The organism is Haloarcula japonica DSM 6131, assembly GCF_000336635.1.
GTDB classification, from domain to species: domain Archaea; phylum Halobacteriota; class Halobacteria; order Halobacteriales; family Haloarculaceae; genus Haloarcula; species Haloarcula japonica.
The window spans coordinates 72811-83897 of record NZ_AOLY01000008.1; the positions used below are offsets into that span (position 1 = coordinate 72811).

General features: G+C 61.9%; 10 protein-coding genes. 2 read left to right on the top strand and 8 right to left on the bottom strand.

Annotation, left to right across the window (positions count from 1 at the left end):
- Window positions 1–16: 16 nt before the first annotated feature.
- Both C444_RS05200 and C444_RS05205 read right to left on the bottom strand, forming a co-directional pair.
- Window positions 17–2095 (bottom strand): Ig-like domain-containing protein, encoded by a 2079-nt coding sequence (locus C444_RS05200; RefSeq protein ID WP_004591430.1) that lies wholly within the window; start codon window positions 2093–2095, stop codon window positions 17–19.
- A 46-nt stretch (window positions 2096–2141) separates the two neighbouring features.
- A complete protein-coding gene (locus C444_RS05205; protein ID WP_004591431.1) occupies window positions 2142–2723 on the bottom strand; it encodes a DUF2150 family protein in 582 nt (193 codons plus the stop codon).
- A 213-nt stretch (window positions 2724–2936) separates the two neighbouring features.
- Between C444_RS05205 and C444_RS22620 the strand changes: the two genes are divergently transcribed.
- A complete protein-coding gene (locus C444_RS22620; protein ID WP_004591432.1) occupies window positions 2937–3245 on the top strand; it encodes a hypothetical protein in 309 nt (102 codons plus the stop codon).
- On the opposite strand, the gene C444_RS05215 is transcribed toward C444_RS22620, so the two are convergent.
- Both C444_RS05215 and pdxS read right to left on the bottom strand, forming a co-directional pair.
- Window positions 3246–4469, bottom strand: a complete 1224-nt coding sequence (locus C444_RS05215; RefSeq protein ID WP_049909141.1) for a mechanosensitive ion channel family protein — start codon at window positions 4467–4469, stop codon at window positions 3246–3248.
- 94 nt (window positions 4470–4563) lie between these two features.
- On the bottom strand, window positions 4564–5472 hold the full coding sequence (gene pdxS / locus C444_RS05220; RefSeq protein ID WP_004591434.1) for a pyridoxal 5'-phosphate synthase lyase subunit PdxS: 909 nt from the start codon (window positions 5470–5472) through the stop codon (window positions 4564–4566).
- A gap of 95 nt (window positions 5473–5567) precedes the next feature.
- Between pdxS and C444_RS05225 the strand changes: the two genes are divergently transcribed.
- The gene (locus tag C444_RS05225) at window positions 5568–6338 is read left to right on the top strand and encodes a DUF1405 domain-containing protein (protein WP_049909142.1); all 771 of its coding nucleotides are present in this window, start codon (window positions 5568–5570) and stop codon (window positions 6336–6338) included.
- Between the two features lie 35 nt (window positions 6339–6373).
- Here the strand turns inward: C444_RS05225 and C444_RS22200 are convergent, their stop codons facing one another.
- The 4 genes from C444_RS22200 to C444_RS05240 form a co-directional block, all read right to left on the bottom strand.
- Entirely contained in the window at window positions 6374–6550 is a 177-nt protein-coding gene (locus tag C444_RS22200; protein ID WP_004591436.1) for a hypothetical protein, read from the bottom strand.
- A gap of 92 nt (window positions 6551–6642) precedes the next feature.
- Entirely contained in the window at window positions 6643–9315 is a 2673-nt protein-coding gene (locus C444_RS05230; protein ID WP_004591437.1) for a valine--tRNA ligase, read from the bottom strand.
- A 231-nt stretch (window positions 9316–9546) separates the two neighbouring features.
- Complete coding sequence (locus tag C444_RS05235; RefSeq protein ID WP_004591438.1) at window positions 9547–10464, bottom strand: HFX_2341 family transcriptional regulator; 918 nt, start codon at window positions 10462–10464, stop codon at window positions 9547–9549.
- 68 nt (window positions 10465–10532) lie between these two features.
- Window positions 10533–10961, bottom strand: a complete 429-nt coding sequence (locus C444_RS05240) for a YgaP family membrane protein (RefSeq protein WP_004591439.1) — start codon at window positions 10959–10961, stop codon at window positions 10533–10535.
- Window positions 10962–11087: the final 126 nt, after the last annotated feature.

Genomic DNA, 11087 nt, shown 5'->3' on the forward strand with positions numbered 1-11087 from the left:
CTCCCTGAACTGTTTCTCAGGGCGTGCGACAGCGCAGCCCTCTCTCGTCTATCAGGTCTGTGTCGGAAGTCGCAATTGTTCCTTCGCAGATGTGCGTATTCCCAGTATTATCGATCAGCGTGATCGTCACGCTGACCTGATTATTATTGTTGTTAACTGCGTTGTTCTTTGTCAGGTCCAACGAGCCCTCGACCAGTGAGCCGCTGGATGGATTTTTAGTCACCGAATTCAGCTCTTTATCATTTTTGTCCGTTACAGTCACATTTACTCTATCAATTCCGGATTTATCTGCGACACGGAAGTTGAATTGAATGTCGTCGTTGCTGTTCCCGTTGCTATTGTGTTTTACCATTCCGAAGTCGACTATCGGAGGTCTAATATCTGGATCAGACTCACTATAGTCACCAGTCAGTGTGAACGCTGTGGCTCGGGTCTCACCGTCCGGGAATGTGTATGTAATTGTCTTTGTGACGCTTTTACCGCTCATATTAGTTGCATCGTTGAGTCCCGGTCGGAATTCATATAAATACACTATCGCGTCGGATTGTCCGGATACCTGTGGGGGTCCGGTTTCAAGAGCAATCGTGGTCGGGAGATTGGTGCCACCGTTGATGTCGGTGTATCCATTGTTGAGGTTACCCTCAATGTATAATTCGACACGGCTCGGAAGGTAATTACCACCGAGCTTATCAGAGAGTCGGTCGGCGTCCGTACTCTGACTCGTCAGACCAACATTTGTGATCGCGACACGCTGGTTATGTGTATTCGTGAAAGTGTATTCGAGGCCACCGGGAATATTATCATCATCGTCGTTATCCAGTGCCAGTGCGTCGTTGTTGTACGCCAGCCCGATCCGCTCACTATTGCCGTTGTTTCCGCCGGTCTCGGATCCAGCAGTCACCTCTATACTGACGCTTACATTCTCCGGTGTCTCGCCATCGAAAGGTGTGCCCAAGGGTTGTAGGCTAAAGTTCACTTGGTTAGTGCCGACTGAGTCAGCTTGATACTCAAACGTCACTTGACCATCGTTTCCGGTTGTTGCCTTACTAGGGTCCACCGCTCCTGTGTCCGAGCCGTTGACCGTGACGCCACTAACGGGGTTGTTGTACGCGTCTCGGACCTCTAGGGTGATTTCCTCACTGTCGCCCTGCTTGACCGTGACATCAGCATCGCTGACAGTCGTGAGGTATGCCTCGCTCTCATCGGTACTACCTGATCCGACGCCCGCTTTTGCCATCTTCAGGCGATATGTCGGTCCTCGCTCGAAGACGATAGTGACGTTGTAGAGCGAGCCGGGTCCCTCTGCTCCGGTGACATTCGCGACGTACTTCTCATTGCTTTCGTTACCCGGATTCGGGTCGATTTGGTCTTCAAGCAGCACGCTCCATTCCGACGCCGGAAGCCGTGAGAGAAACGAGACCGACACGTTCGATGTCGCCGTCGGATTTGTGACGCGGACCGTCCGGGACGACTGGGATTTTGGCTCTACGTCGACTGTGGCTGAGTCGCTTGCCGAGCGGCTCAGTGACCCGTTGAGTGCGACGAGCGTGATGTCGCGTCCATCGACCATTGCCTGTTCCGAGAGCGTGATGTTGCCCTCGCGGAACCGGTTGTAGACGACCGAGTGCTCGTACACAGTCTCCGGGGCTCCGCCGTAGACGTTGTACTCCGGTTTGTAAGCGATAGCTCCCGTGTTGTAGTACCTCGGTGCGGTTCCGTTCCAGTAATCCGCTGTCTCGGGGTTGCGCGCCTCGGCGTTGCGAACCGTGAGGTTTTGCGATTCGTTGTTGGTCCCATCTGTGTATAGCAACCCTGACGGCGGCCCGGGATTCGTCGCCACCAGCCGACTCGGGTATCGCGTCCCCAGCTGGACCGAGACGGCTTGCCGGCTCGGCTGTCCCGGAACGGAGACGATGGCGTTCCGCAGGTCCTGTAGCTGCGTCTGTACCTGCTGATTGTGGTTGAACTCCACCTCCCGGTTTTGTTCCGGCACGGCAAACGCCTGGTACGAGGAGAAGGCGATGATAAGCACGCCAAACAGCAGTACAGCTCCGACCTGTACTGACTGCGCGCGCTCATCGCCCGTGAAAGTCATGGCGATGAGTTGCGGAGACGGCGGTAAAAACCTGACTGCCGAATTATCAACTCTCGTCTTCTTCGACGACTTCCGGGTCGCTCATCGCGGTCTGGAGACTGTCGAGTCCGTTGACCCACTCGGAGACGAGTCCGTATTCGAGGTCTTCAGCGACCTCCATCGGGAGCTCCGACCCGCCGATGATCTGGGTGCCGGCCTGTACACAGTAGCCGAGCGCCGCGTCGAGGTCTTCTTCCGCTTCCGCGTCCGCGGCGGCCTCGATGTAGTCCGTGATAGTCGCGTCGTTCGCAGCACCTTCTGCGACGAACTCCTCGGCCGCGTAGAACACGCACAGCAGTGAGGTCTGGACGCCGTCGATCAGCATCACGGTCTCCTCGTCATCGATGTCGATGTCGTCGAGAACGATCTCCCGGACGCCAGTAAGCTCGTCGAGTGTCGCCTCCTCATCGAGCGGTCCGTCCTCGTAGTCGGTGAGAATCTTCGCGACCGCAATCGCGGCGTCGTCCTGGAGGTTCAACAGGAGCCGCGCCGAATCCTCGTCTTCAGGGTCGACGTCTTCTTCCTCGATACGGTCTAGCCAGTTCTGCCAGCGTTCTTCGGTGTAATACTCCCCCGGCGGAGTGCTCATACCAGTCCGTTCGTGCCGTTGGGGATAGTAGTTTCGACCGGCGGTCGCTCCGCCGCGGCGTCCCTACCGCAAAGACCAAGCAGCGAACCACTATGTTAGCGCTTGAAGCAGCTTTTCTGTTGGTTTCCCGGATTGTCTGCGTACTCCGAACACATATCACGGTCTTCGATGAGGAACGCACTTTTATGTTAGTCGAACGTGTTATGGAGTGGCATGGCACAGCGACGGCCAGTCCCGACTTATCACGGCCCGCTCGACCCGGCTGCAATCGCCGCGCTGGCCGAACGTGTCGGTCTGGCGCTGATCGCGGTAGCGCTGCCGGTCGCCGTCGGCGCGTTCGTCGGGTTGGCCCTTACTGCCGGGTCGCTCCCGGCCGCGACCGAAGCCGCGGCCGCCGCGCTGAGCGGGCCGCTGACAACAGCGCGGGGACTGTCCTGGCTGTTCTACGTCAGCACGCTCGGGACCGCACTGGGATGCTGGATTCTCGGACTGGGGCTCCTTCTCGACGGTCTCGACCTGTAGTCACCCATCGCCGTCCGGACGCATCTCCATGCTGCCTTCCAGCGCCTTCTCGTCCGCCGCGTCCACGCGGTTCGAGATGGTCCGCTGTGGGAACGGGATGGAGATGTCTTCCTCGTCGAAGGTGGCTTTCACACCCCGAACGACTGCCGAGATGGCGCGCCACTTTCGCGGTGGCGTCGGATGATCGATCCAAAACCGGAGTTCCATCACCACGGCAGAGTCCCCGAAGTCCTTCGGAACGACGTCCGGCGTCGGCGAATCGACGACGTGCTCAATGTCAGCCATCGCCTCACGAGCGAGGTCCATCGCCCGGTCAACGTCGGTGTCGTAGTCCACGCCGATGTCGACTGTAAGGCGCAACAACCCTTTCCGGCTGCGGTTCGTCACCGCACGGTCGCTCACGCGGTCGTTCGGGATGATGACGAACTCGCCATCGAAGTTCTCCAGCCGCGTGTTGAAGATCGTAATATCCGTGACGATGCCCTCCTCCTCGCCGATGAGTACCCAGTCGCCGATGGTGAACGGGCGGGAAAACATCAGCACGAAGCCGGCAATGAGCGAGCCGAGCGTCTGTCTGGCGGCCAGACCGACAACGATACCGAGGAACCCAGCCCCGACGAGCAAGCCACTGAGATCGATACCCCAGACGGCGAAGACTGTCGCACCGATGGTAATGAAGACGGTGACCTGCCCCAGTCGGAGGAGAATCTCCTCCTGGTGTTCAGTGAAGCCGGTAACAGCTTGGCTGAACCGGCCGATCCACCGCTGCATCTGGTCGGACAGGACAAAGGCCAACATGACGAGAACGATTGTCTGTATGGTCGCCAGTACCGACTGGTCGCTCCCGCCGAGGTACGGCTCGACCGTCTGAACGATATCGAGAATGCCCCAGACGATGAGAAACGAAATGACGACGAGAACGACCATCGAGAACTGGGCGATCCGGAGAAACACGCCCCGGATGGTCGTCGGCGTGTAGTCGGCCATGACCTGCAGCCAGTCGCCGGTTCGATCCGATGTGGCAGACCGAAGCCGGGAGAGAGCTGCTGGAACGACGATGACACTGAGAAGGAGGACGATCAGGAGGATGAGTGTCGCGATGAGTCGCCCCTGCGCCGCGACCAACTGGTCCAGCGACCGCTGTAACACGGTAAAGAGTTCCAGAAGGCCTTCACCGGTGTCGTTGGCCGCTGGCGTGGGCGTTGCCGTCCCCTGCACAGCCACCTATCGCCGCCGTAGGAACTTGTGTCTTCGTCTTTGTGCGGCGGTCTGTACAGTGTCTGATACCGAAAGAAAAGACGACTAGTCGCGGTCCCCGTTAGACGCCGCGGCCCTGCAACTGCTCTTCTTCGTCCAGGTCCGCGTTCGCCTGGCCTTTCATCCCCTTGCCGGGGTTCTTCGCGATCTCCTTGAGCTGTTCGGGGTCGTCGTAGTTGTTGACCGCCGCGACGATGGACTCGCCCATTGCCTGGGGGTTCTCCGCCCCGAAGATGCCCGAGCCGACGAAGATGCCGTCACAGCCGTGTTGCATCATCAGTGCGGCGTCGGCGGGCGTCGCGATGCCGCCGGCCGCGAAGTTGACGACTGGCAGTCGGCCGCGATCCGCCGTCTCGTGGACGATCTGTCGGGGTGCGCCGTGTTCGCGGGCCCACTCATCGCGCTCCTCGTGGGCCATCCCTTCGAGCATCCCGATGGAGCGCTGGATGTTCCGCTGGTGCGTGACAGCCTGGTTTACGTCACCAGTGCCTGCCTCGCCCTTTGTGCGAATCATCGCCGCGCCCTCGTCGATGCGGCGCAGCGCTTCGGCAAGGTTTCGCGCCCCGCAGACGAACGGCGCGGTGAACTCGCGCTTGTCGATGTGGTAGCGGTCGTCGGCCTGGGTGAGCACTTCCGACTCGTCGACCATATCCGCGCCAGCCGCTTCCAGAATCTGGGCCTCAGCGGTGTGGCCGATACGGGCCTTGCCCATCACCGGGATCGACACTTCCTCGATGATCTCTTCGAGCTTGCCGGGGTCGGCCATCCGGGCGACGCCGCCGCGCTTGCGGATGTCGGCCGGGACCGACTCCAGGTGCATCACGGCGACCGCGCCAGCGTCTTCGGCAATTCGGGCTTGCTCACGGTTGACGACGTCCATGATGACGCCGCCCTTCTGCATCTTCGCGAAGCCGCGCTTGACGAGGTCAGTCCCGCGACGGAGATCCTCCAGATCAGTTTCGTCGGTCATTACTCCGAGTTCGGTCTGGATTTACTTAACGCGTGTCCTTCCGACAGACGCCATCGACCACTACCGTTTTCATCGCGTCCCCCCACTGCATCGACATGGCTCCGGACGAGGGTGTCGGCGGGCGCATCGACGCGGCTGTCGCGCGGGTGTTCAGTCGGCGGCTCCCCGACGCCGAAGGACTTCCGCAGTATGTCGCACCGTTACCGGCGTGGCTGGAGAACGTCGGGCTCCGACTCGCCTGGCCCATCGCACTCGTCAATCTGGTCGGGACGCTGTTCGGGTTCTGGTACTACGCCGGCCGGCCGCTGAACACAGCACCGCCGCTCGTGGAGGGGCAACTGGGCGCGGCTCCGCTGGCCGCCTACCCCCTGATTCCGGATTCGCCCGTCGCGACGATGTTCATCGGGCTCTCGCTGGTGGCTTGGCGGCTCGACTGGGATGTCCAGTGGCTCCACATGCTCGGCTTCTTCGGCTGCATCAAGCTCGGCCTCTGGACGCCGTACGTCCAGCTCGTTCTCAACGGCCCCGGCGGGGTCCCGCTGTGGCTCTACTGGTTTCTGGTCCTGAGCCACCTGGCGATGGCGCTGGAGGCGTTGCTCATCCACCGGTACGCGAGCTTCTCCGTCGCATCGGTCGCTGTCGCCGTCGCCTGGTACGGCTTCAACGACATCGTGGACTACTTCGTCCCGGTTCTCGATGGCCCACACCACACCTGGCTGCGCGCCGAGCCGATTGTCGCCGCCGGCCAGTTCGACCACTCGGTGCTGGCCCACGACCTCGCGGCGGGCTGGGCGGTCGTGTTGACGCTCACGGCGACGTTTCTCGCACTGGCGACGCGCGTAGAGAAAGTAAAACGGCAGGCCTGACCGACGCTGTCTCCGTGCCTGTACTGCCTCTGCGCTCAGGTCGTGAACCCGTCCTCGGCCTCGCGCTCGTCGAGGACCCACTCCAGTTCTTCGATGGCACGGAGGATAGCGACCTCCGCCTCGTCCTCCATCTCGGTCGACGGTGGGTCGTGCCTGTCGTACTCGTCCTGCAGCGCCTCAATTCGGTCCCGGATTGTCTCCTCTGTTCGCATGGTTCCAATGACCGGACCGCAGGTCTTGATGCTACTGGTCGCGGCGATGTGCGGCCCAGTAGCCGCTGAAATACCTGTAAAACGCGTCGGGCTTACCGAACGACGACGACGGCGCTCTCGGTTTCGATCATCTCGCCCTCGCCGGAGTAGGTCCGGGACTCCTCGACGGTGAACATCTCGTCGTCGAGTTCGACGCCCGCGACCCGCAGCATGTCGCCGTCGATCTCGTAGTCGCCGTCCTCGATAGCGGCGTCGATAGCGCCGACCTCGCTGCCGAACTCGGGGCCGACGATGGAGTAGTCGAGGTCGATGCCGCTGACCTCGGTCGTGATGTCCGGGGCCTCGTCGTAGGTGTCCAGTTGAGCCACGTGCATCGCCTCGGCGACGGCGTCCTCGAAGCCGGCGATGTGGCCGAATACCTCGACGTGGTCGAGGTCGGCGTTCAGCGGTAGCCCGTTCTCGGTCTTGTACCGCCGGAGCGCGGAGACGACTTCCATCGCCGTCTCGCCCGCTTCGAGGTCGGCATCGTAGCCGCCCGCGGTCGGCCAATCCGTCGTGTGGATCGAGCTATCTTCCTCATAGCACCGCTCCCACAGCTCCTCCGTAATGTGTGGGAGGAACGGTGCGAACAGTTGCAGGAAGGTCCGGTGGGCCTGCAGGAGCGTGAACTCGGTCGACGCAGCTTCCCCGTCCGAAAGCCGCTGCTTGGCGATTTCGAGGTAGTCGTCACAGAACGTGTTCCAGAAAAAGGAGCGGAGTTCGTTCCGGGCCTTCGAGAACTCGTAGTCCTCGAACTTCGTGGTGACTGACTCGACGGTCGCGTCCAGTTCGGCCAGCAGCCACTCGTCGACTGCCGCCAGGTCCTCGGGTTCGTCGGGCTGACTCGCGGGCGTGAGCTGGTCGACCAGCCGGGAGGCGTTCCAGAGCTTCTGGAGGAGCCGCTCGCCGGCTTCTAAGTCGCCTTCCTTGTACGGGAAGTCGTCGCCGATTGAGGTGCCGGCAGCCCAGTAGCGCGTGGCGTCGACCGGGAAGTTCTCTAAGACCTCGCTGGGCGGGATGACGTTGCCCTTTGACTTGGACATCGCCTCGCGATTCTCGTCCAGCACCATCCCGTTGATCATCACGTTCTCGAATGGCACCTCGCCGGTGTGCTCGTAGCACTTGACGACAGTGTGGAACAGCCAGAAGGAGATGATGTCGTGGCCCTGCGGGCGCAGGTCGAAGGGGTACAGCTCCGGCAGTTCCATCGTGAACGACTCGCTATCCGCGTCCCAGTCCCAGCCGGCGTTCACGAGCGGCGTCAGCGACGAGGTCGCCCACGTGTCGAAGACGTCCTCCTCGGGCGTCAGCGAGTCGTGGCCGCAGTGGGGACAGGCATCGACCGGCGGGTCGTCCGACAGCGGGTCGACCGGGAGCTGCTCGCGCTCGGCCATCACGGGCTCGCCGCAGTCATCGCAGTACCACACCGGAATCGGGATGCCCGAATCGCGCTGGCGGGAGATACACCAGTCCCATTCGAGCCCTTCGATCCAGTGCTCGTAGCGGGTCGCCATCTTCTCGGGGTACCACTCCATCTGGCGGCCGGCTTCGATGTACTCCTCTTTCTTGTCGAGCAGTTCGATGTACCACTGCTCGGTGACGAGGTACTCCACCTCCTCCTCACAGCGCTCGTGGACCTGCACGGTGTGGTCGTGGTCGCGGCTCTCAAGCAGCGACCCCTCCTCGCGTAGGTCCTCGATGATGGCCTCGCGGGCCTCGGTGGTGTGCATTCCTTCGTAGTCGCCGGCGAGGTCGGTCATCGTTGCCGACTCGTCGATGGCCAGCCGCAGCGGCAGGTCGTGGGCCTGATACCACTCGATGTCGTTCTGGTCGCCGAACGTACAGCACATCACGATGCCGCTGCCGGTCTCCATGTCGACGCGCTCGTCTGCGATGATGGGGACCTCCTGCTCGAAGATGGGCACCCGCGCGCTGCCGCCGACGAGGTGCTGGTTCGCGTCGTCATCTGGGTGGACGAAGACGGCGACACACGCCGGCAGCAGTTCCGGTCGCGTCGTCGAAATCGTAAACGTCGCGTCCCCGTCGGCCGGGCCCTCGCCCGTCTCGACGAGGTCGAAGGCGATGTCGTTGAACTTCGTGTGCTTGTCCTTGTCCTCCTGTTCGACCTGCGAAATCGCGGTCTCGCAGTCCGGACACCAGATGGTCGGCGCGCGCTGACGGTACTCCCGGCCCTGCTCGTAGAGGTCGAGGAAGGATAGCTGGGAGACCCGCTGAACGTCCGGTGCGATGGTCTTGTAGGTGTTGTCCCAGTCGATAGAGATGGCCAGGGACTGAACGTCCTGGGTGAACTCGTCCTCAAACTGTGTACACACGTCGCGGCACTTCTCCTGGAACTCTCGACGCGGGTAATCCTGGTGTCGGATGTCGAGTTCGCGCTCGGTGAGCCGTTCCGAGGCGATGCCGTTGTCGTCGTAGCCGAAGGGGAAGTAAACGGTGTCGTCGCGCATCCGGTGGAAGCGGGCGACGAAGTCCTGTAGCGTGAACTGATAGAGGTGGCCCATGTGGAGGTTCCCCGACACCGTCGGCGGCGGCGTGTCGATGGTGAAGCGGGTATCAGCGTCCTCGTCGTAGGCGTAGGTCTCGTCGGCGACCCACTGGTCCTGCCACTCCGGCTCTACCTCGCGGGGGTCGTACTCCCCGTCGAGGGCGTTCTCCGATTCGTCTGCGGTCGATTCGTCCTGCGGTGGGTCCTGTGTATCGCTCATATTCAAACTGTGGGTGTGACACCCGGCTAGCAGCGGACTGCGGCGTAGTTATCGGCGGTGCGTGCGTCGATGGGTGGGAGTGGTGTGGGGCGTGGGGGCCCCTACACCGACGGGCGCGAGAACCAGCGTTCGGGAGAGTCGACGCACCATCTGTACAATACTCCGCCAACGGCAGAATTAATGACTTCGGTTTTCGCTGGCGTTGCAGCGGGCTCAAGATACCGCCGCTCTTTACGGCAGGTCGGACTCGCGGTGCTCGCGGTCCTCGGCGGAGTGAGCGCGGACCCATAGCTGTCCGATCCGCGAGAGCGTCGTCCGGTAGGATTTCCCGTGTTCCTCCTGCTCGATGTATCCCTTCCCGCCGGGGCCGAGCCGGTCGACGTTGTAGATGACCTTCGAGCGGAAGGAGTCGGTGTACTCCTCACCCATGTCCCGGGCGAGCTGCTGGGCGAGTTCGGAGACGGACTCGAACTCACCGTGTTCGCCGAGGGTGAAGAGGATGACCTCCTCGAAGGGCTTGACGTTCGAGAAGGAGGCGACCGGCAGCTCGACCACGTGGGAGCCGTCGATCTCCTTCGCGCCGATGGTCGTCCCGCGCTCGTCGAACTCCGCAAGCAGGTCCCGTGCGGTTTCGAGTCGGTCGTCGACACGTTCGTCGACATCCTCGCCCGTGCGCATGTCCTCCAGCATATCGATCTGCTTGCGCAGTTCCTCAGCGAGTTCCGTCTCCAGATACTTCTCGGGGACCGTGTAGTAAGTGTGGATACGGTCCCGGTCGCCCTCGCGTTCGACCATGATCGAGTGGGCTGCGGTCGCAAAGGCAAAGGAGACAGTCCGGGGCATCGCAGAGACGTTGACCCACACCTCGCTACCCGCGTCGAGTTCGGCGTTGATGAGTTCGAAGGCCTGCTCGAAGGCCTCGTCGTAGTCGTACACGTCGGCGACGACGAACCGCTCGGTTTCGGCCCCGAGCAAGTTCTGGTAGTCCTTTTCGAGCTTCTCGGCGAGGTTGCGCGAGTACTCGACGTTAGCCTCGCTGCCGACCGCCCCCTCAAGCAGGATGACGCGGTCAACGTCGAGTTGCTCGCGCACCAGCGGCGCGATGAGCCGGTCGTAGTCGAACCCGACCGGGACGATGTGGGTCTGCATACGTGAATGACTGGGACGGTGATTATAAAAAGAACCAGACTCGGGCCGCTGAGCGGTTAGGGGGCGCGTTACTCGCAGGTTTCGTGGACGATAGCGCCTTCATCGTTCGGCCCACGGCGCTCACCGGGAACGATAGGGTCCTCGCAGACGGCACAGGTCAGCTCGCCGGTGGCGTGGCCGTTCGTGGTTTCGGTGTCGTCAACGGACGTAAAGTCGACGCTCACGTCCGTCGACTCGTCGGCTGCCGACTCGTCGTCCATATCCGGCGCGAACACGTCGTCGTCTTCACTGGCCGTCGTGTCGATATCGAGCGTGTCGTTGAATCCGCAGTAGCCCGTCGAGGCGTTGAATCCCAGGCCGAGCGCACCGATACCGGCGAGGAGGCCGCGCTTGCGTTTCCCGCTGCGGAGCCAGCGCAGGGAGACGATTGTCAGGACGACTGCCAGCACCGCTCGGATCAGGCGGTCGCGACCGCCGACGTTCTTATCGGAGTCCATACTGACACATTGGGCTGGATGCTTTTGTAGGTTTACATGTCCGACGGTGGCCGTCGTCCGGTGGTTGTCGCGGTGAACAGTCAGCACCGGACCTGTCTCTTATACACATCTCTGAGCGGGCTGGCA

Coding starts and splice junctions, on each gene's coding strand:
- C444_RS05200 (WP_004591430.1), bottom strand. CDS start 2,095: ATGACTTTCACGGGCGATGAGCGCGCGCAGTCAGTACAGGTCGGAGCT.
- C444_RS05205 (WP_004591431.1), bottom strand. CDS start 2,723: ATGAGCACTCCGCCGGGGGAGTATTACACCGAAGAACGCTGGCAGAAC.
- C444_RS22620 (WP_004591432.1), top strand. CDS start 2,937: ATGGCACAGCGACGGCCAGTCCCGACTTATCACGGCCCGCTCGACCCG.
- pdxS (WP_004591434.1), bottom strand. CDS start 5,472: ATGACCGACGAAACTGATCTGGAGGATCTCCGTCGCGGGACTGACCTC.
- C444_RS05225 (WP_049909142.1), top strand. CDS start 5,568: ATGGCTCCGGACGAGGGTGTCGGCGGGCGCATCGACGCGGCTGTCGCG.
- C444_RS22200 (WP_004591436.1), bottom strand. CDS start 6,550: ATGCGAACAGAGGAGACAATCCGGGACCGAATTGAGGCGCTGCAGGAC.
- C444_RS05230 (WP_004591437.1), bottom strand. CDS start 9,315: ATGAGCGATACACAGGACCCACCGCAGGACGAATCGACCGCAGACGAA.
- C444_RS05235 (WP_004591438.1), bottom strand. CDS start 10,464: ATGCAGACCCACATCGTCCCGGTCGGGTTCGACTACGACCGGCTCATC.
- C444_RS05240 (WP_004591439.1), bottom strand. CDS start 10,961: ATGGACTCCGATAAGAACGTCGGCGGTCGCGACCGCCTGATCCGAGCG.